Source organism: Type-D symbiont of Plautia stali (assembly GCF_001485335.1).
Taxonomy (GTDB): Bacteria; Pseudomonadota; Gammaproteobacteria; order Enterobacterales; family Enterobacteriaceae; genus Pantoea; species Pantoea vagans_C.
This window is the reverse complement of the sequence record NZ_BBOC01000008.1, coordinates 48545-67713: the sequence shown is the minus strand read 5'-3', so window position 1 is coordinate 67713 and position 19169 is coordinate 48545. Positions and strand designations below refer to the sequence as shown.

Annotated in this window: 18 protein-coding genes; 12 read left to right on the top strand and 6 right to left on the bottom strand. The window is 54.3% G+C overall.

The annotated features are described in order from the left end of the window. Positions 1-6 precede the first annotated feature (6 nt). The gene (locus PSSD_RS04430; protein WP_058969662.1) at positions 7-957 is read left to right on the top strand and encodes an ATP-grasp fold amidoligase family protein; all 951 of its coding nucleotides are present in this window, start codon (positions 7-9) and stop codon (positions 955-957) included. 55 nt (positions 958-1012) lie between these two features. Here PSSD_RS04430 and PSSD_RS04425 read toward each other — a convergent pair whose 3' ends face one another. Both PSSD_RS04425 and soxS read right to left on the bottom strand, forming a co-directional pair. Further along, a complete protein-coding gene (locus PSSD_RS04425) occupies positions 1013-1294 on the bottom strand; it encodes a YjcB family protein (protein ID WP_039331620.1) in 282 nt (93 codons plus the stop codon). Between the two features lie 258 nt (positions 1295-1552). Beyond that, positions 1553-1981, bottom strand: coding sequence for a superoxide response transcriptional regulator SoxS (soxS, locus tag PSSD_RS04420; RefSeq protein ID WP_039331615.1), 429 nt, complete (start codon positions 1979-1981; stop codon positions 1553-1555). Positions 1982-2081: 100 nt separating this feature from the next. On the opposite strand from soxS, the gene soxR reads away from it, so the two are divergent. The 4 genes from soxR (at position 2082) to PSSD_RS04400 (ending at position 6751) form a co-directional block, all read left to right on the top strand. Then, positions 2082-2558 carry a redox-sensitive transcriptional activator SoxR gene (soxR, locus tag PSSD_RS04415; RefSeq protein ID WP_039331614.1) on the top strand — a complete coding sequence of 159 codons (477 nt, stop codon included), beginning with the start codon at positions 2082-2084 and terminating at the stop codon, positions 2556-2558. A gap of 44 nt (positions 2559-2602) precedes the next feature. Further along, positions 2603-3265, top strand: a complete 663-nt coding sequence (locus PSSD_RS04410) for a glutathione S-transferase family protein (RefSeq protein ID WP_058969659.1) — start codon at positions 2603-2605, stop codon at positions 3263-3265. A 347-nt stretch (positions 3266-3612) separates the two neighbouring features. Beyond that, complete coding sequence (locus PSSD_RS04405) at positions 3613-4962, top strand: NCS2 family permease (protein WP_058969658.1); 1350 nt, start codon at positions 3613-3615, stop codon at positions 4960-4962. A 139-nt stretch (positions 4963-5101) separates the two neighbouring features. Beyond that, positions 5102-6751, top strand: coding sequence for a Na+/H+ antiporter (locus PSSD_RS04400; protein WP_039331609.1), 1650 nt, complete (start codon positions 5102-5104; stop codon positions 6749-6751). A gap of 171 nt (positions 6752-6922) precedes the next feature. On the opposite strand, the gene PSSD_RS04395 is transcribed toward PSSD_RS04400, so the two are convergent. Next, on the bottom strand, positions 6923-7825 hold the full coding sequence (locus tag PSSD_RS04395) for a LysR family transcriptional regulator (protein ID WP_058969656.1): 903 nt from the start codon (positions 7823-7825) through the stop codon (positions 6923-6925). Positions 7826-7930: 105 nt separating this feature from the next. On the opposite strand from PSSD_RS04395, the gene PSSD_RS04390 reads away from it, so the two are divergent. The 3 genes from PSSD_RS04390 (at position 7931) to PSSD_RS04380 (ending at position 9710) form a co-directional block, all read left to right on the top strand. Then, positions 7931-8356, top strand: coding sequence for a CidA/LrgA family protein (locus PSSD_RS04390; RefSeq protein WP_058969654.1), 426 nt, complete (start codon positions 7931-7933; stop codon positions 8354-8356). Beyond that, positions 8349-9044 carry an LrgB family protein gene (locus tag PSSD_RS04385; protein ID WP_039331603.1) on the top strand — a complete coding sequence of 232 codons (696 nt, stop codon included), beginning with the start codon at positions 8349-8351 and terminating at the stop codon, positions 9042-9044. The genes PSSD_RS04390 and PSSD_RS04385 overlap by 8 nt, the downstream gene beginning before the upstream one ends. Before the next feature lie 120 nt (positions 9045-9164). After that, a complete protein-coding gene (locus PSSD_RS04380) occupies positions 9165-9710 on the top strand; it encodes a YfaZ family outer membrane protein (RefSeq protein ID WP_039331602.1) in 546 nt (181 codons plus the stop codon). Between the two features lie 135 nt (positions 9711-9845). Here PSSD_RS04380 and actP read toward each other — a convergent pair whose 3' ends face one another. From actP to acs, 3 genes are all read right to left on the bottom strand, one after another. Then, positions 9846-11498, bottom strand: coding sequence for a cation/acetate symporter ActP (gene actP / locus PSSD_RS04375; RefSeq protein WP_058969652.1), 1653 nt, complete (start codon positions 11496-11498; stop codon positions 9846-9848). Next, entirely contained in the window at positions 11495-11824 is a 330-nt protein-coding gene (locus tag PSSD_RS04370; protein WP_058969649.1) for a DUF485 domain-containing protein, read from the bottom strand. Before PSSD_RS04370 ends, actP begins: the two co-directional genes overlap by 4 nt. A 297-nt stretch (positions 11825-12121) precedes the next feature. After that, positions 12122-14077, bottom strand: coding sequence for an acetate--CoA ligase (gene acs, locus PSSD_RS04365; RefSeq protein WP_058969647.1), 1956 nt, complete (start codon positions 14075-14077; stop codon positions 12122-12124). Between the two features lie 582 nt (positions 14078-14659). On the opposite strand from acs, the gene gltP reads away from it, so the two are divergent. From gltP to murP, 4 genes are all read left to right on the top strand, one after another. Continuing rightward, positions 14660-15961, top strand: a complete 1302-nt coding sequence (gene gltP / locus PSSD_RS04360) for a glutamate/aspartate:proton symporter GltP (RefSeq protein ID WP_058969644.1) — start codon at positions 14660-14662, stop codon at positions 15959-15961. 400 nt (positions 15962-16361) lie between these two features. Further along, positions 16362-16514: a hypothetical protein gene (locus tag PSSD_RS27710; protein ID WP_167347656.1), complete on the top strand. Its 153-nt coding sequence runs from the start codon at positions 16362-16364 to the stop codon at positions 16512-16514. Between the two features lie 229 nt (positions 16515-16743). After that, positions 16744-17655: an N-acetylmuramic acid 6-phosphate etherase gene (murQ, locus tag PSSD_RS04355; protein WP_058969642.1), complete on the top strand. Its 912-nt coding sequence runs from the start codon at positions 16744-16746 to the stop codon at positions 17653-17655. Then, complete coding sequence (gene murP, locus PSSD_RS04350; protein WP_058969640.1) at positions 17655-19094, top strand: PTS N-acetylmuramic acid transporter subunit IIBC; 1440 nt, start codon at positions 17655-17657, stop codon at positions 19092-19094. Before murQ ends, murP begins: the two co-directional genes overlap by 1 nt. Positions 19095-19169: the final 75 nt, after the last annotated feature.

The window sequence follows — 19169 nt, the reverse complement described above, 5'->3', positions numbered from 1 at the left end:
TCCGATATGCTCAAGTTGAAAGATGAACTCAGAAGAAGTGTGCAGTATTTCATCAAGAAGATGCCCTGGGCTTACCAGGATCGCATCTACTATTTTCACAAGTTCCGCAAACTGCCGAACCTGCGCCAGCCTAAAGTCTTCAATGAAAAAGTGCTGTACCGTAAATTCGTGTTTGGTGACTACCAGATTTACGGGCGTTTATCGGATAAATACTCCGTACGCGAGTACATCGCCGAGAAGGTGGGCAGCGAATACTTGATCCCGCTGGTGTATGAGACCAGCGATCCTCACTCGCTGCATACGCTGCCGAGCTGGAAGAACACGGTCATCAAACCCAATCATGCCTCCAACATGGTAGAGATTCTGTTGGAAGAGCCGGATGCGTTGAAGAAGCAGCAGATTATCAGTGACTGCCATCGTTGGTTGAAAACCGATTTTGCCAATGAGGCGCGTGAAATCCACTATCGCTACATTAAGCCGCGTATTTTGGTGGAGAAGTATATTGGTGATGGTAAAACGGCGCCGATTGATTATAAGTTCCACATGTTCAACAAGCGTGACGGCAACTTTGAGTATGTGTTGCAGGTGATCTACAACCGATGTAACCCCTTACTGTCGATGAACTTTTACGTAAACAACCTCAATGAGGCGTATCACAAAATCCGTGATACCGGCCTGGATGTGTCTCCACAGCTGGCACAGCTTCAGCATGCTTTAGCGTTAAGCAAAACGCTTGCAAGTGACTTCGATTACGTGCGCGTGGACTGGTACATCGATGGTGAACAGATTTACTTTGGTGAGCTGACGTTCACGCCGGGGGCAGGATTGGTCACTGGGCTGGATCGTGGGTTAAACCAGATGATGGGTGATATGTGGATTCAAGATCGCCGCGGTACGCAGAGACCGGGTGTCACGGTTCCGGAAGTGGCTCTTCCCGCCGTTTTGAAGAAAATTTGAGAATCACACAGCAAAATAAAAAACCCCGCTTAGCGGGGTTTTTTATGGGCAGCGATTAAGGCATCGGCCAATCAGCAGGCGTCTGGCTCATCACCTGAATAAAGGCGTTCTTCGAGATTTCCATGAAGTTGTGCAGATTTTCCATGCTCAGGGTAATGCCCAGTAAGCCAGTAACGAACCAGCAGGACATGCCAACACCAATGCCGCCGCACATCAATGCCATCACGTGGTGACTGTTTTGGCGCAATCTAATTTTCATGGTGCTCGCGAAGAACATCATAACGGCGCTAAGCAGCTCCCAACGCATGACGATTAAGCTGGTAGTTAAAGTAGCCATCTGCAACAAACCTCTTCAAATCAGTAATATCCCTGACATTGCTGGACATCACTGGCGGCAAAGAAGGAAGGTCAGGGAAGCCCTTCAGGCCGTCTTACTGCGCGTGGAAACTGTGACTTGGCTCACATTATATCACTCGATTTGAAAGTTTGAACAAAATTTATACCTGGTATGGTAGAAATATTTTTATCGAAGCGGGGGAATGAGTGAAAACAAGGAGATGGGGGAAGGTGCGCCCGCAAAGGGCGCGCAGAGAGGTTAGCGGACCGGGCAGCACTCGCCGGTAGTACGCTGGGCAAAACTGTTCATGCTTTCACTGCAATCAAAACTCAGCAGGCGTGGGCGCTGGATCATCGCCTGGCGGCGCATATTGTGGCGATAAGCGGTTGGCGTTTGCGAAAACTGACGGCGAAACACACGCGAGAAAGTCTGCTGTGAGTCGTAACCGTACTGCATCGCAATATCGAACACCGGACGTTGCGTCTGGCGCAGGGCTTCAGCTGCCAGCGTCAAACGGCGCTCGCGAATATAGCCACCCAGCGTTTGTTTCGTCACGGTACGGAACATACGCTGCAGGTGCCATTTTGAGTAGCCTGATTTTGCTGCGACTTCATCGATCGACAGCGCCTTATCCAGATTCTCATCGATCCAGTGAGTCAGTGAATGAATGATTTCCTGTTGCATCATAGTCTCATCCTTCTGAAGGTTGTTTTACCTGGTTTGAAATTCGAACTTTTGTTGGGGTGCGAGTATAATTCCTCAAGTTAACTTGAGGTAAAGGCCCTAAATGAAAAAAGAACGCAATTACCCAAAGCCCGTTTTAACACCCGGAGAAGTGGCGAAACGCAGCGGCGTGGCGGTATCGGCGCTGCATTTCTATGAAACTAAAGGGTTAATTTTTAGCTCACGCAATGGCGGTAATCAGCGACGCTACAGTCGTGATGTGCTGAGGCGCGTGGCGATTATCAAGATCGCGCAGCGCATTGGCATTCCACTGGCGACAGTGAGTGACAGTTTGATGCACGTGCCGGCGAATAAACGCATGTCAACGCAGGAGTGGGATGCGTTGACGCAGCACTGGCGCGAAGAGCTGGATAAGCGCATTGAGACGCTGACGCGCCTGCGCAACGATCTTGACGGCTGCATTGGCTGTGGCTGTTTGTCGATGCGGGATTGTCCGCTGCGCAACCCCGGAGACCGTCTGGCGCAGCAAGGGTCCGGTGCGGTGTTACTCGATCCCGAACAGGATGAGCCCAAAAGTTGATCCGCTATACTTGCCGAAACACTTTCGTCGGCAAGGAAAAGCGCATGATCACCGTACACCATCTGGAAAATTCCCGTTCGCACCGTGTGTTATGGCTGCTGGAAGAGCTGTCGGTGCCCTATCAAATCAAGCGCTATCAACGTGAAAAGAGCTTGCTGGCACCGGAAGCGTTGAAGAAGGTGCACCCGCTGGGTAAGTCGCCGGTGATCACGGACGGTAATCGCGTGATTGCGGAATCAGGTGCGATTCTGGAGTACCTGCAGCAAAAATATGACAGTGAGCATTTGTTGGTACTGACCGACGAGGATGAGCAGATTCAGGCGCGCTACTGGCTGCATTATGCCGAAGGCTCGTTAATGCCGTTGCTGCTGATGAAACTGGTTTTTGGGCAATTAGGCAAAAAGCCGGTACCGTGGCTGTTACGTCCGGCAGGTGCCGCGCTGAGCAAGGGCATTCAGAAAGCCTGGCTGAATAAACAGCTGCAACTGCATGGTAGCGTCATTGAGCAGCACCTTAGTCAACATCGCTATTTCGCGGGCTCGCGCTTCAGCATCGCGGATGTACAAATGAGCTTCCCACTGCTGGCCCTGCAGACGCGGGGATCACAACAAGAGATGCCCGCTATCACACGTTGGTTGGAGGAGATGCAGCAGCGTGCCGCCTGGCAACGTGCGGTTGAGCAGGGCGGCCCCATCGCATTGACGTAGCCACCCTACAACATAACTGTAGCGGCGCAATTTATTGCGCATTGACCCGCCGCAGCACGGCTCTACCTATGCGCGATAAATCTCGCCGCTACGTTTTCGCGTCGCATTCTCTCATATCACCCGATCAAAACCGGACGCTTTATCCTGCCTTGTCATCGATTAGTAGTTGAAAACCCCATAGCAAACGCCAGATAATCGTTTGCCTTTTTCCGTGTCCCCCTTAACGACCTGGAATACGCGGCCACGTAAACGTTTGCCTCTTTTCTCACTGAGAAGCCTTCACCAGGGTGATGTGCAAACGCGGGCCGTGGGGCTTATTACATCTTAAAAAACGCAGAGGATTGACTATGTCTGGCGAATCACGCCCGGCCAGTGGAAAACTGGACGCTTGGTTTAACATTTCAGCACGTGGCAGCAGCGTGCGCCAGGAAGTACTGGCAGGATTGACCACCTTTTTAGCCATGGTCTACTCCGTCATCGTGGTGCCTGGCATGCTCGGCAAAGCGGGTTTCTCGCCGACGGCTGTGTTTGTTGCCACCTGTCTGGTCGCCAGTTTTGGATCGATCATTATGGGGTTATGGGCCAATCTGCCAATGGCGATTGGTTGCGCTATCTCGCTCACCGCTTTTACTGCGTTCAGCCTGGTGCTGGGGCAGCATATCAGCGTGCCGGTTGCGTTGGGCGCTGTGTTCCTGATGGGCTTGTTGTTCACTTTGATTTCGGTGACGGGCATTCGTGCATGGATTTTACGTAACCTGCCGATGGGCGTTGCGCACGGTACGGGCGTCGGTATCGGCTTGTTCCTGCTGTTGATCGCCGCCGACGGGATTGGTTTAGTGGTGAAAAACCCGGCACCGGGCTTACCGGTTGCGCTTGGCCACTTCACTTCGTTTCCGGTGATCATGGCGTTGATTGGTCTGGCCGCGATCTTTGGTCTGGAAAAACGTCGTGTTCCCGGCGGCATTTTGCTGACTATCATTGCGATTTCCGTGGTGGGTTTGATTTTCGATCCTGCGGTGACCTATCAAGGGCTGTTTGCCATGCCAAGCCTGAAAGATGCCAATGGCCAATCCGCCATGTTTAGCCTTGATATCATGGGAGCGCTGCAACCGGTGGTGCTGCCGAGTGTATTGGCACTGGTGATGACGGCAGTATTCGACGCCACCGGCACTATTCGCGCGGTCGCGGGCCAGGCCAATCTGTTGGACAAAGATGGGCAGATCATTAATGGCGGTCGCGCATTAACGACTGACTCCGTCAGCAGCCTGTTTGCAGGGTTAGTTGGTGCTTCGCCAGCGGCGGTGTACATCGAATCTGCCGCAGGTACTGCTGCCGGGGGCAAAACCGGCCTGACGGCGATTGTGGTTGGCCTGCTGTTCCTGCTGATTCTGTTTATGTCTCCACTGGCCTATCTGGTGCCAGCCTATGCAACGGCACCCGCATTGATGTACGTGGGCCTGTTGATGCTGAGCAACGTGGCAAAAATCGACTTCAATGATTTTGTCGATGCGATGTCGGGTTTGGTGACGGCGGTCTTCATCGTGCTGACCTGCAACATCGTCACCGGCATTATGCTGGGCTTCGGTTCCCTGGTGATTGGTCGCGTGTTTGCCGGTGAGTGGCGCAAACTGAATATGGGCACAGTAGTGATTGCCATTGCGCTGGTGGCATTCTACGCCGGTGGCTGGGCCATCTGACTTTTAAATACGCTTAATTCCAGATAAGTCTCTTTCTGGTCCACGCCGCACGCAGGGTTGCCCCTTCGGGCGGCGTTTTGTTTTACACTTTCCCTCGCAACAACATCGCTTGAATAAATACGATTCGCCTAAGGAAAGCATGGAAATCTTCTTTACCATTCTCATTATGACGCTGGTGGTGTCACTCTCCGGCGTTGCGGCACGCATACTGCCGTTCCAAATCCCGCTGCCACTGGTACAAATTGCTGCAGGTGCACTGCTGGCTGTACCGAGCTTTGGTCTGCACGTGGATTTTGACCCTGAACTGTTCCTCGTGCTGTTCATTCCGCCGTTGCTGTTTGCCGATGGCTGGAAAACGCCGATTAACGAATTTCTTCATCACGGACGCGAAATCATCGGCCTGGCGCTGGTGTTAGTGCTGATTACCGTAGTAGGGATCGGTTACCTGATTTACTGGCTGGTGCCGGGTATCCCGCTGATCCCGGCGTTCGCGCTGGCGGCGGTCCTGTCACCCACCGATGCCGTGGCGCTCTCCGGCATTGTGGGAGAAGGGCGCATCCCGAAAAAAATCATGTCGATTGTGCAGGGCGAAGCCTTGATGAACGACGCATCGGGCCTGGTCTCGCTGAAGTTTGCTGTCGCCGTAGCGATGGGCACCATGGTATTTACCTGGGGCGGGGCCAGCATTGAGTTTCTTAAAGTGGCCGTCGGCGGCCTGATTGCGGGTGTGGCCGTCTGTTGGCTGTATGGCCGTTCGCTGCGCTTACTGAGCCGCTGGAGCGGTGACGATCCGGCCACGCAAACGGTATTGCTGCTGTTACTGCCGTTCGCCTCTTATCTGATCGCTGAACACCTTGGCGTGTCCGGTATCCTGGCTGCAGTGGCGGCGGGTATGACCATCACCCGTTCTGGCATTATCCGTCAGGCACCGTTAGCCATGCGTCTGCGCGCCAACAGCGTATGGCAGATGCTGGAGTTCGTGTTCAACGGCATGGTGTTCCTGATGCTGGGTCTGCAATTGCCTGACATCCTTGAAACCTCGGTGGCGCAGGCGAATGCCGATCCCAATGTAGAACTCTGGATGTTGTTCACCGATGTCGCGCTGGTGTATGTCGCATTGATGTTGGTGCGCTTTGGCTGGTTGTGGATCATGCAGCGCACCAGCTTGCGTTTCCTGAAGAAGAAGCCGCTGGAGTTCTCTAACTACTCGCTGCGTGAGTTGTTGATTGCCTCCTTCGCGGGCGTGCGCGGAGCAATTACGCTGGCCGGTGTGTTGTCGATTCCGCTGTTCCTCAGCAATGGTGAACCTTTCCCGGCACGCTATGAGTTGGTCTTTATCGCCACAGGCGTAATCCTGTTCTCGCTGTTTGTTGGCGTCATTCTGTTGCCGATTCTGCTGCGCGGGATGGAAAGCACCGACAAATCCGGGCACCGTCGTGAAATCCAGTTTGCACGGGCAGCGATGGCGAATGTGGCCATTGAAAGCCTGCACAAAATGGAGCAGAGACTGGAAAACGATACCGAAGAGAATATCGATCCTGAACTGCTAAAAGAGGTCAGTCTGCGGGTGATCGGCAACTTACGCCGCCGGGTGGTGGGTAAGGATGAGGTCGAGCAGGCCCTGTTTGCTGAGAACCTGGAGCGCCGCTTCCGCCTGAACGCGCTGCGCGCTGAGCGCGCCGAGGTCTACCACTTGCGTGCCACGCAGGAGATCTCGAATGAGACGATGCAGAAACTGCTGCGCGATCTCGACCTACTGGAAGCACTGCTGATAGAGAAAGAAGAGTAGCCTCGCGAGTGGCTGCCATTAAGGCGTCATCTCGCGTGTGCGGTGATGGAACTCGGTCGCCATAAATGGCGACCCTACAGTCCTCCGTAGGGTGCGCATTTATGCGCACCAGGCCAAACACCGCGCAATCGTGATGACGCATTTATGCGCACCTGGCCGAGAATCTCGTGGTTATACCGATAACCGCGGCGGATTATCCGGCCAATGCTCGCGGCAGCACTCAATCCACGCCTGCGCACTGCGCGACAGATAACTGCCTTCACGCCAAATCAATCCCAGACTCCACTGCAACTCCGATTCCAGCGGCAGCCAAAGCAGCGACTGCTTATCCAGCCGCTGGCAAATCGGTTCCGGCAGAATCGCCAGCCCCATCTCTGCCTGTACCATCGCGGCAAGGAAATCCCACTGCGCGCTGCGCACCGCAATCTGCGGCGTCAGTCCCTGGCGCTGAAACGCCTTCATCAACTGGCGATTGAGCGAGAACTCTTCGTTGAGGATCAACAGCGGATGAGCCGCCAGTTCCGCCAGACCCAGACTGCTGCGATTCAGCCATTGCGCATTACGCGGCAGCAGCACGCAAAGCGGGTGGCGCATTAATTCCAGTGTCTTCAGCGGTAAATCGGTATCCACTGGCAGCGCCGTGAGTGCAATATCCAGTCCACCATTCAGTACCGCCTGCTGTACGGTTAATCCACCAGACTCCACAATTTTAAGCTGTACGCCGGGATAGCGGCGGCGAAAGGCGGAAATTGAACCGGCGATTTGCATGCCGACCATCGGTGGGATGCCTAAGCGCAGTTCACCGGTTTTCAGCTCATTGATGTCACCGATTTGTGCTTCAAGCTGATGAAACTCCTGCAGAATGGCGATCCCACGCTGATAGACCGCCTGACCACTATCGGTCAGATGCAGCTTCCGCCCGTCACGCAGCAGCAGTGTGCAACCGAGTTCTTCTTCCAACTGGCGCAGCATTTTGCTGATAGTGGGCTGCGTGACATACAGCTTTTCCGCCGCACGGGTGAAGCTTTGCTGGCGTACTACTTCGGTGAAATAGCGCAGGGCACGGACGTCCATAAAGCATTCCTTTTTGGCATAGTTTGAATAATTTTAATTCATTTTATTCACAGTTTTGTGCGGATTTATACTACGTCCAACATTTAAACCCGTGGAGAAAGAGAAATGGCGCTTGCATTGAGTCCGCGCAGAACGGACATCCTGCAACGTGTGTTCGTGCCATTGCAGTTGGTGCTGTATATCGGCCTGTTTATCGCCAGCGACAAACTGGTGAGTTGGCTGCATCTGCCACTGCCCGCCAATGTGGTGGGCATGGTGTTACTGCTGCTGCTGATCATGACACGCATCGTGCCGCTGCGCTGGGTGAAAGCCGGGGCGAACTGGCTATTGGCGGAAATGCTGCTGTTCTTTATTCCTGCGGTGGTGGCGGTGGTGAATTACAGTGATTTGTTGCGTACTGAAGGCTGGCGTATCTGCGTGGTGATTGCAGTCAGTACTCTGCTGGTGCTGGCGGCCACGTCGCTGGTGGTGGATCGCTTATATCGATTTGAACTGGCGCGTGCAGCGCGTAAGCAGGCGCATCATGGCTGATTTCATGATTAGCGTGCTGTGTCTGGTGTTGACGCTGCTGGTCTATTTCCTCAACAAACGGCTCTATCGCCGCAAACAGACCTTATTGCTGATGCCACTGGTGATGACGCCGGTGGTGCTGGTGGCGCTGCTGCTGCTCACGCATGTCAGCTGGAAAGATTACATCGCTGAGAGCCACTGGCTGATCTGGCTGTTGGGCCCCGCCACCCTGGCATTTGCGGTGCCGGTGTATGAGAACCTGGAGATCATTAAGCGCCACTGGCTGTCGTTAAGTGTTGGCGTGCTGACCGCAACGCTGGTGGCGGTGTGCAGTTCGGTGTGGCTGGCGCGTTTGCTGATGCTACCGGAAACCATCCAGCGTAGCCTGGCGGTACGCTCGATAACCACGCCGTTTGCGCTGGCAGCAGCCTTGCCGATTGGTGGCCAACCAGATTTGGTGGCGCTGTTTGTGGTGATCACCGGGGTGTTTGGTATGGCGGTGGGGGATGTGCTGTTTCTGCGCATTGCCATCAAGCAAGGTGTGGCGAAAGGCGCCGGCTTTGGTGCTGCCTCACACGGTGCGGGCACCGCACGCGCTTATCAATTAGGTCAGCAAGAGGGCGTGGTTTCAAGCCTGGTGATGATGCTGTCCGGTGTTGTGACGGTGATTCTGGCTCCGCTGTTGAGCCATCTGCTGTGGGCGGCGTGATGGCTATTTTTTGCGCGTTGTCATTGATTCTTACGTAAAGGAATCCAAATAATGTTGTCTCCAGCTCTCAGGCTGTTACCCTTTGCGCCGACTTATTTGTCCTTCATGGAGTGGAATCATATGTTTAAGCAACTTGTTACTGGAAGCGTATTGGGTCTGGCACTGCTGAGCAGCGGCGCGCAGGCCATCGAGGGCAGTGTTGACGTGGGTGAGCACAGCACCAACCTGAACCTTGGCCTCGGTACAACCTCACCTGGCCTGTTCCTGAAAGGCAACTGGCTGCGCAGCGATCATGATGGCAGCACTTACGGCGCGGGCTTGGGTTACAACATCGATGTGGGCGATTTCCGCATTGCGCCAACCGCCAAAGCGCTGTTTACCCATCCTGAAGATGGTCGTGACGGTTTCACTGTCGCTCTGGGTGCCGGTGCGCAGTACAACTTCAACAGCATGTGGGGCCTGTACGGCGAATACTACTATGCGCCAGAAGCGTTCTCTGATCGTCTGGATAGCTATAAAGAAGCATCCGGCGGCCTGAGCTTCACCCCGATTTCACTGCTGAACCTGCGTGTGGGTTACCAGTACATCGAGCTGAACAACAAAGGCGACCGTAAAGACAACGTGCTGGTCGATGGCCCGTACGTGGGCGCGTCACTGCGTTTCTGATTTGTTGTCACCAGGCGCGCATAAATGCGTCTTCATGATGACTGCGGATTTTGACCAGGTGCGCATAAATGCGCACCCTACGGGGTTTTTTGTAGGGTCGCCATTAATGGCGACCTGGTTAATCACTGCACTTTCTTAATGCGCTTTCCCCTGCGAAATTCCCACTCCCGTCTGTGAACGAATAAACTGTCCGCGGAAGCGTGCACGTTCCTGCGCACCCTGTTCAGAGTGATCGGTAATCGAGAACAGCCAGGTGCCCACAAACGCTGCAATCATGGAGAACAGCGCCGGATACTCATACGGATAAACCGGCTTGGCGTGCCCCAGTACCTGTACCCAAATGGTCGGTCCGAGGATCATCAGTACCACCGCCGTGATCAGCCCCAGCCAGCCACCCACCATTGCGCCGCGCGTAGTCAGCTTTGACCAGTACATCGACAGCAAAATGATCGGGAAGTTACAGCTGGCCGCAATCGAGAATGCCAGACCGACCATGAAGGCGATGTTCTGCTTCTCAAAGGCAATGCCCAGCACAATTGCCACCACACCAAGCACCAGCACGGTAATCTTCGATACCCGCAGTTCGTCTCGTTCTGTCGCCTGACCTTTACGGAGCACGCTGGCGTAAAGATCGTGCGAAACCGCCGAAGCCCCCGCCAACGTCAGACCCGCCACCACCGCCAGAATCGTGGCGAAGGCCACTGCCGAGATAAAGCCGAGGAACAGACTGCCGCCGACCGCGTTCGCCAGATGGACCGCCGCCATATTGGTGCCGCCAATCAGTACACCGCTGGCATCTTTAAAGGCGGGATTCGCTCCCACCAGCAGAATGGCGCCAAAGCCGATAATAAAGGTCAGGAAGTAGAAGTAACCCATAAAGCCGGTGGCCCAGAACACGCTTTTACGCGCTTCACGCGCATCCGCCACGGTGAAGAAACGCATCAAAATATGCGGTAAACCGGCGGTGCCGAACATCAACCCCAGGCCAAGCGACAGTGCAGAAATCGGATCTTTCACCAAACCACCGGGCTGCATAATCGCCGCGCCTTTCGGGTGGACAGCCATGGCTTCGGTGAACAGCGTATTGAAGCTAAATCCGGTGGCTTTCATCACCATAATGGCCATAAAACTGGCGCCAAACAGCAGCAATACTGCTTTGATGATCTGCACCCACGTGGTGGCCAGCATGCCGCCAAACAGCACATACATCACCATCAAAATACCGACCAGCACCACCGCGATGTGGTAATCCAGACCAAATAACAGTTGGATGAGCTTGCCCGCGCCGACCATCTGCGCAATCAGATACAGCGCCACAACGACTAGCGAGCCACAGGCGGAGAGGGTACGAATCGGTTTTTGCTGTAAGCGATACGAAGCCACATCGGCAAAGGTGTAGCGCCCAAGGTTACGCAAACGTTCTGCGATTAAGAACAGAATCATCGGCCAACCCACAAGGAAGCCAAGTGAGTAGATCAGCCCGTCGTAGCCAGAGGTATACACCAAGGCGGAAATGCCGAGGAAGGATGCCGCAGACATAAAGTCACCGGCCATCGCCAGGCCGTTCTGGAAGCCGGTGATGTTGCCACCCGCAGTGTAGTAATCACTGCGTGAGCGAGTGCGTTTTGAGGCCCAGTAGGTGATGCCGAGTGTTGCTGCGACAAACACCACGAACATGATGATGGCTTCATAGTTGGTCGCCTGTTTTTGCACCGCACCGGTAATGGCATCGGCGGCAAATACGCTGGCGGGCACAATCGCTAATAACGCAGAAAACAGGCGCTTCATGATTTCACCTCGCTCAGGATCTGCTTCGTCAGGCGGTCGAACTCGCCATTGGCACGCCAGACATAAATGCCCGTCAGCACGAATGACACTACGATTAAGCCGACACCAATCGGGATGCCGCGCGTGACATTGGTTCCTTCATGCAGTGGCGTTCCCAGCCAGCCGGGGGCGAAGGCAATCAGCAAAATAAAGCCGACGTACAACACCAACATGATGATACTGAGCAGCAGCGCAAAGGACTGGCGTTTGTGCACCAGCTCCTGAAAACGCGGATTGCTCTCGATTTGTTGCCAGACTGCTTCCTGTTGATTTAGGGCTTCGTTCATCACAGTTTCTCCAGAGGAAAGGCAGGCAGATAACTCACGGTTAAGTGATTTAAGTTTCTGAATTTTATAATTATATATACCCTTCATCTTTCGAGCAGCAGGTGCGTTGGCTGCGTATGTTCATCCCAGTCACTGACTTCAGTAAGCTCCTGGAATTCTCATTCTTGCCGCCTTCCTGCAGCTCGAATTATTTTGGGTACAGGGTTTTCTATGGTGAAAAGCGTACGGCGTAAGGAGGGGGTAACGGAGAGTAGCCTGCCGTGGACAGGCTGACACTCTCCGTCGCGTCGATGCCGGTTAAGGCATGGTGATGGATTGTTTCTCCTCCAGCAATTTCTCAACCACGCCCGGATCGGCCAGCGTTGAGGTATCGCCGAGATTACTGGTATCGCCTGCGGCGATTTTGCGCAGAATACGACGCATAATCTTGCCGGAGCGGGTTTTCGGCAGCGAGTCAGTCCAGTGCAGGACATCCGGCGTGGCAATCGGGCCAATCTCTTTACGTACCCAGTTGCGCACTTCGGTATACAGCTCTGGCGACGGCTCTTCGCCGTGGTTCAGCGTAATATAAGCATAGATTGCCTGGCCTTTAATGCTGTGGGGAATACCCACCACGGCAGCTTCTGCAATCTTCGGATGTGACACCAGCGCCGATTCAATCTCAGCGGTACCCAGACGGTGGCCAGAGACGTTCAACACGTCATCGACGCGGCCCGTAATCCAGTAATAGCCATCTTCATCACGGCGTGCGCCGTCACCGCTGAAGTAGCGATTTTTGAAGGTGGAGAAGTAGGTTTGTTCAAAGCGCTCGTGATCGCCAAACAGCGTACGCGCCTGACCTGGCCAGGAGTCGTTGATCACCAGGTTGCCTTCTGTGGCGCCTTCCAGCGGATTGCCTTCGTTATCCACCAGCGCGGGTTGCACGCCAAAGAACGGCTTGGTCGCGGAGCCGGCTTTCAGCTCAATCGCACCCGGCAGTGGGGTAATCATGAAGCCACCGGTTTCGGTCTGCCACCAGGTATCCACGATCGGGCAACGGCTGTCGCCAATCTTTTTGTAATACCACTCCCAGGCTTCCGGGTTAATCGGCTCGCCCACCGATCCCATGATGCGCAGGCTACTGCGGCTGGTACCTTCAATCGCTTTATCGCCTTCGGCCATCAGGGCGCGAATGGCGGTTGGCGCGGTGTACAGCAACGTCACTTTATGTTTGTCGACCACTTCCGCCATGCGGCTCGGCTTCGGCCAGTTCGGTACGCCTTCAAACATCAGGGTGGTGGCACCGCACGCTAACGGGCCGTAAATCAAATAGCTGTGACCGGTGATCCAGCCCACATCGGCGGTGCACCAGTACACATCATCTGGATGGTAATCAAACACATATTTGAAGGTGCTGGCCGCGTACACCAGATAGCCGCCAGTGGTGTGTAGCACCCCTTTCGGCTTACCGGTGGAACCTGAGGTATAAAGGATAAACAGCGGATGCTCGGCTTCGACCGCCACCGGTTCGTGCTGATCGCTGGCCTTGGCCACCAGATCATGCCACCACAGATCGCGTCCTTCGCGCCAGCCGGTGTCTTTACCGGTGCGTTTAAACACCACCACGTTTTTCACGCTGGTGACGCTTGGGTTATTCAGCGCATCGTCGACGTTTTTCTTCAGTGGAATGCTGCGTCCTGCGCGCACCCCTTCGTCGGCAGTGATCACCAGTTTGGCGTTGGAATCGACCACGCGACCGGCGACCGCTTCGGGTGAGAAGCCACCGAAGATCACCGAATGCACGGCACCAATGCGCGCACACGCCAGCATCGCTACTGCGGCTTCCGGCACCATCGGCATATAAATAGCGACCACGTCGCCTTTCTTCACGCCGAGGCTCAGCAGCACATTGGCAAAGCGGCATACATCGCCATGCAGTTCGCGGAACGTAATGGTTTTGCTTTCGCTGGCGTCATCGCCTTCCCAGATAATGGCGGGGTGATCGCCACGCGTCTGTAAATGGCGATCAAGGCAGTTGGCGGCGAGGTTCAGCGCACCGTCTTCATACCAGCGAATCGAAATATTGCCTGGGGCAAATGAGGTGTTTTTCACCTTGCTGTAGGGCTTAATCCAGTCAAGGATTTTGCCTTGTTCACCCCAAAAGGCGTCGGGATCGTCAACCGATTGTTGATACAGCGCCGCATACTGATCGGCGTTAATCAGGGCATTCGCTGCGACGGCAGCGGGTACAGGATGCTTATGTATTTGGCTCATGGCTGACCTCCTTGAAGATGTTAATCATATGTCAATCAAAGGTTAATTAAAGAGCGCGACCTGGCTTTGTTTCTGTTTTGTAGTCTGGATCACGACCTTTTGTATGCCTGAAAAGTGCCCGAATTCATACTGTTCATCACCGAAACAAATGAGACCCAATCTGTTGCTTTTCGCGGAATCAGACGTTGTTGCTGGTTAAATAATCAGCAAACGCGCCGGAGGGTTTTTTGCCCGATATTGAATAGCTATGCGGAAAATTATCGAATTAACACTTTTCATAACAGCGAGTTATGACTAAAAGTAAATGCCAGCATTTTATGCTACTCACCTGCACAGGAAATACGCTAAGCCCCCAGGGGTTGCAATTACCGCAGTGAAAATGGTACTTATCTCGCCCCTGTTCAGCAGGTATCCACTCAGGCTGCATCATCGCGCAGGCGCAAAATGCCGCGCACAGTGGTTAAGGATGCAGTCCAATATAACCCTCTATTTTATCGGGCTTTTGCTCACTTCCCTGTGTGTCAAATCTTCTGCACCATCGCAGCAGAGCAAAGGGGTTTTTACTGAGGAAAATAACGCGTTATGAAAGGTTTTAAGCTCACCCTTGCCTGGCAAATTTTGATTGCCCTGATTCTCGGCATCGTAATCGGAACCGTGCTGCATAATCAGCCAGACGATCGTGAATGGTTAATCACTAACATTCTTACTCCTGCAGGCGACATTTTCATTCATCTGATCAAGATGATTGTGGTGCCGATTGTGATTTCCTCCCTGATTGTCGGCATTGCTGGCGTCGGTGATGCGAAAAAGCTCGGACGTATTGGTGTCAAAACCATCATCTATTTTGAAGTGATCACCACCATTGCCATTGTGGTCGGCATCACGCTGGCCAACGTATTCCAACCCGGCAGCGGCATTGATATGTCAACGCTGGCAACGGTGGACATCTCTAAATACGAAGCCACAACCGAAGCGGTACAAGGTGCCCCTCACGGCCTGGTGACAACCATCCTGTCACTGATCCCGCAGAACATCTTTGCCTCATTGGTGAAGGGTGACATGCTGCCGATCATCTTCTTCTCGGTACTGTTTGGTATGGGCTTATCAGCGCTGCCATCTGAGCATCGCGATCCGCTGGTCACCGTGTTCCGTTCGATTTCTGAAACCATGTTTAAAGTGACGCACATGATCATGCGTTATGCGCCGGTGGGTGTATTTGCGCTGATCGCGGTGACCATTGCCAACTTTGGTTTTGCCTCGCTTTATCCGTTGGCCAAGCTGGTATTACTGGTTTACGTGGCGATTCTGTTCTTTGCCTTTGTGGTGCTGGGCGGCGTGGCGCGCTTCTGTAAGCTGCGAATTACCACGTTGATGCGCATTCTAAAAGATGAGCTGATTCTGGCTTACTCCACCTCCAGTTCTGAGACCGTGCTGCCACGCATCATGCAGAAAATGGAAGCCTACGGTGCGCCAAAAGCCATCACCAGTTTCGTGGTGCCAACCGGATATTCCTTCAACCTTGACGGTTCAACGCTGTATCAGAGCATCGCGGCGATCTTTATCGCACAGCTGTATGGTATCGACTTGTCACTGACCGATGAGATCATCTTGGTGCTGACGCTGATGGTGACCTCAAAAGGGATCGCTGGCGTGCCAGGCGTCTCATTTGTTGTGCTGTTGGCAACGCTGGGAAGCGTCGGTATTCCGCTGGAAGGTTTGGCGTTTATCGCCGGTGTTGACCGTATCATGGACATGGCGCGTACCGCACTGAACGTGATTGGTAATGCACTGGCAGTGCTGGTGATCGCGCGCTGGGAAAACCAGTTCGACACCCAGCAAGCCGAGGCTTACGAGCTGCAACTGCGCACGCAAAAAGCCAGTTAATGCCTTAGGTCGCCATTACGGTGTCATTATCTAAACCCGCCTTTTGGCGGGTTTTTTAATGCAATCCAAGCTCAATATTGGCGCACCAAACTAAACCCGCCTTTTGGCGTAATGCTTGCCAGTTAAGAACTCAGGCTGCTTATTAGAAAGTGGCCTGTCTTTTTAGTGCGGGCTCTGCCGCCACTACTGCCCCCTCTGGGCCGTCCTCGCGCCGCTAAAGCGGTGCCTTCGACTTCCACGTCGTGCCGGACGGACCGTTCGCGGATGACCATCCATGGTCTGCCGCGAACTGCCCCACGCCTCCCCGCGTGGGGCTCCTGGCCCAACGTAAAAGTCTCAGCGCTGCGGATAGCCCAGAGGGGGCAGCAGAGGCGTCATAGCCTCAGGCAATGTGCCCTTTTTGACAACACGCACTGAAGCTGATGAGCAGGCTGGGGCCGCACCGGGGCAGGCATCCGCAGCGCTGAACGGCGTGAGTATGCCAGGAGAGCCCGCAGGACGCGGGCGAAAGGTGGCGCTGGAACATGGATGTTCCATCGGCACCGGTCCGTAAGGCAGACGAGTGAAGTGAAGGTACCGCGCAGCGGCGCGAGGACCGCCAGCCCCGGTGCGGCTCCAGACGGCGTTAACGTCTGTCGCTTAACTGATAAGCATTAGCCGTTTGGCGGGTTTTTTATACCCGCTTGCGCAGAATCACAAAAATCGGTGTCACCCGGAAGGAATTAACAATTCTAAATGGTGTATAGTTTTCAGAATAAATTATTCTTTCACAGGAGTGCATGATGCAGATCGACCTCAGCCAGATGATCACCGAAGGCCGTAACCCCGCAAGCCAGAATATTGATGAACTCTCCACCGAAGCGATGCTACGCGTCATCAATGACGAAGATAAGAAAGTGGCGTTGGCGGTAGAAGCAATCGTCCCGCAGATTGCACAAGTGGTGGATGCCATCACACTGGCCTTCAGTAAAGGTGGCCGCTTGATCTATTGCGGTGCCGGCACATCTGGCCGTTTGGGCATTCTTGATGCCAGCGAATGCCCGCCCACGTTCGGCACGCCGCGCTCGCAGGTGGTGGGGCTGATTGCGGGTGGTCACACTGCGATTTTGCAGGCAGTGGAAAATGCGGAAGATAACCACGAACAGGGGGCGCAGGATCTCAAGGATATCGATTTCCATGCCCATGATGTGTTAGTCGGTATTGCTGCCAGCGGGCGCACGCCCTACGTGCTGGGTGCATTGGCCTATGCGAAACAGCAGGGCGCATTCAGCGCTGCTTTGACTTGCAACCCAAATAGCCCGATGTCACAAGCCGCCGATGTGGCACTGACGCCGGTGGTCGGGCCGGAAGTGGTGACGGGTTCATCGCGGATGAAAGCGGGCACGGCACAGAAGCTGGTGCTCAATATGCTGACCACCGGTGCGATGATCCGCAGCGGCAAGGTGTATGGCAATCTGATGGTGGATGTCGAAGCCACTAACCAGAAGCTGGTTCAGCGCCAGATCAATATCGTCAAACAAGCCACTGACTGCGATGATGCCACCGCACAGCAGGCGCTGACCGCGTGTCAGGGGCACTGTAAAACAGCAATTGTCATGGTGCTGGCGGGGCTGGAAGCCAGCGAAGCGAAGGCGCTGCTCAACCAGAACAGCGGCTTCATTCGTCGCGCGTTGCGTGAAGCAGGAGCCGAATAATGGCCGCCATCACCGAAGGTTTATTGCAGGATATCTTGCAGGCGGTAGGTGGCGCACCGAATGTGGTGCAGTGTGGTCATTGCATGACGCGTCTGCGTCTGACGCTTGCGGATGCCTCGCGAGTGGATCACGCGCGGTTGAAAACGCTGCCCGGTGTGCTGGGTGTCATTGACAGTAATGCGCAACTACAGATTGTGCTCGGCCCCGGCAAAGCACAAACGGGGGCAGAGAAAATGCAATTGCTATTGAATCGCAATGAGCCCGCTGCGCCAGGCGATTTGAGCCAGATTGCGGCGGCGCAGAAACAGCAAATGAAAGCGAAACAGACCAGCGCGCTGCACCGTTTTCTCTCCTGCTTTGCCACCATTTTTACTCCGCTCATTCCCGGCTTTATTGGCGCAGGTTTGCTGCTGGGGTTTGCTACGCTGATTGAGCAGATATTTCATCTCAATCAGCCGGGCGATCATGCGCAGTGGCTGCTGGATACCGTGGCCTACATGAAAGTGTTCGGCAAGGGGCTGTTCACCTTCCTGAGCATTCTGATTGGCTACAACGCGCAGAAAGCGTTTGGTGGCTCCGGTGTGAATGGCGCGATTATCGCCTCGCTGTTTGTGCTGGGTTATGTACCAAAAGCCACGGTAGGATATTACAGTGGCATGTCGGACTTTTTCGGCATGGCAATTGACCCACGAGGCAATATTATTGGCGTATTACTGGCTGCGATATTTGGAGCCTGGATAGAGAAACAGTTGCGTAAGATTATCCCGGATAATCTCGATATGATTCTGACATCATTACTCACGTTATTAATTACCGGTGCGGTGACCTTTATGGTGATTATGCCCATCGGCGGTGAGTTATTTAAGGGCATGTCGTGGCTGTTTATCCATCTGAATAACAATCCATTCGGTTGCGCCATTTTGGCCGGATTATTTTTAATTGCGGTCATGTTCGGTATTCATCAAGGCTTTATTCCGGTCTATTTCGCGCTGATGGAAACGCAGGGCTTCAACTCATTATTCCCTATTCTGGCGATGGCGGGAGCCGGGCAAGTAGGTGCATCCATCGCGTTGTGGTGTAAAGCTGATAAACACTCCTTACTGCGAAAACAGATCAAAGGCGCGATCGTCCCCGGCTTGTTAGGTGTCGGTGAGCCGCTGATTTATGGCGTCACGCTGCCGCGCTTGAAGCCGTTTATTACCGCCTGCTGTGGCGGTGCAATGGGCGGATTCTTCATTGGGCTGGTGGCATGGCTGGGCTTGCCAGTGGGGATGAATACCGTGTTTGGTCCATCAGGATTAGTGACGCTGCCTTTGATGACCTCGTCGCAAGGTATCTTTGCCGGGATGGCAGTGTATCTGGTGGGGTTAATCGTCGCGTGGGTGGGCGGCTTCGCCTTTACCTGGTGGGCGGGCAGCAAGGATGTGGATCTGAGTTAATCCCTTAGCGGTGCGAGTTATGGCGTAAGGTTTGTCAGTTAAGCGCTTTACGGCCGCCATCAATGGCAACCCTAC

What these genes read in the sequence shown, in the direction of transcription:
- PSSD_RS04385 (WP_039331603.1), top strand. Translation starts at nt 8,349, where the DNA reads ATGGCTGATTTCATGATTAGCGTGCTGTGTCTGGTGTTGACGCTGCTG.
- actP (WP_058969652.1), bottom strand. Translation starts at nt 11,498, where the DNA reads ATGAAGCGCCTGTTTTCTGCGTTATTAGCGATTGTGCCCGCCAGCGTA.
- murQ (WP_058969642.1), top strand. Translation starts at nt 16,744, where the DNA reads ATGCAGATCGACCTCAGCCAGATGATCACCGAAGGCCGTAACCCCGCA.
- PSSD_RS04380 (WP_039331602.1), top strand. Translation starts at nt 9,165, where the DNA reads ATGTTTAAGCAACTTGTTACTGGAAGCGTATTGGGTCTGGCACTGCTG.
- PSSD_RS04395 (WP_058969656.1), bottom strand. Translation starts at nt 7,825, where the DNA reads ATGGACGTCCGTGCCCTGCGCTATTTCACCGAAGTAGTACGCCAGCAA.
- gltP (WP_058969644.1), top strand. Translation starts at nt 14,660, where the DNA reads ATGAAAGGTTTTAAGCTCACCCTTGCCTGGCAAATTTTGATTGCCCTG.
- PSSD_RS04400 (WP_039331609.1), top strand. Translation starts at nt 5,102, where the DNA reads ATGGAAATCTTCTTTACCATTCTCATTATGACGCTGGTGGTGTCACTC.
- murP (WP_058969640.1), top strand. Translation starts at nt 17,655, where the DNA reads ATGGCCGCCATCACCGAAGGTTTATTGCAGGATATCTTGCAGGCGGTA.
- PSSD_RS04370 (WP_058969649.1), bottom strand. Translation starts at nt 11,824, where the DNA reads ATGAACGAAGCCCTAAATCAACAGGAAGCAGTCTGGCAACAAATCGAG.
- soxS (WP_039331615.1), bottom strand. Translation starts at nt 1,981, where the DNA reads ATGATGCAACAGGAAATCATTCATTCACTGACTCACTGGATCGATGAG.
- PSSD_RS04390 (WP_058969654.1), top strand. Translation starts at nt 7,931, where the DNA reads ATGGCGCTTGCATTGAGTCCGCGCAGAACGGACATCCTGCAACGTGTG.
- PSSD_RS04410 (WP_058969659.1), top strand. Translation starts at nt 2,603, where the DNA reads ATGATCACCGTACACCATCTGGAAAATTCCCGTTCGCACCGTGTGTTA.
- PSSD_RS04430 (WP_058969662.1), top strand. Translation starts at nt 7, where the DNA reads ATGCTCAAGTTGAAAGATGAACTCAGAAGAAGTGTGCAGTATTTCATC.
- PSSD_RS04405 (WP_058969658.1), top strand. Translation starts at nt 3,613, where the DNA reads ATGTCTGGCGAATCACGCCCGGCCAGTGGAAAACTGGACGCTTGGTTT.
- acs (WP_058969647.1), bottom strand. Translation starts at nt 14,077, where the DNA reads ATGAGCCAAATACATAAGCATCCTGTACCCGCTGCCGTCGCAGCGAAT.
- PSSD_RS04425 (WP_039331620.1), bottom strand. Translation starts at nt 1,294, where the DNA reads ATGGCTACTTTAACTACCAGCTTAATCGTCATGCGTTGGGAGCTGCTT.
- soxR (WP_039331614.1), top strand. Translation starts at nt 2,082, where the DNA reads ATGAAAAAAGAACGCAATTACCCAAAGCCCGTTTTAACACCCGGAGAA.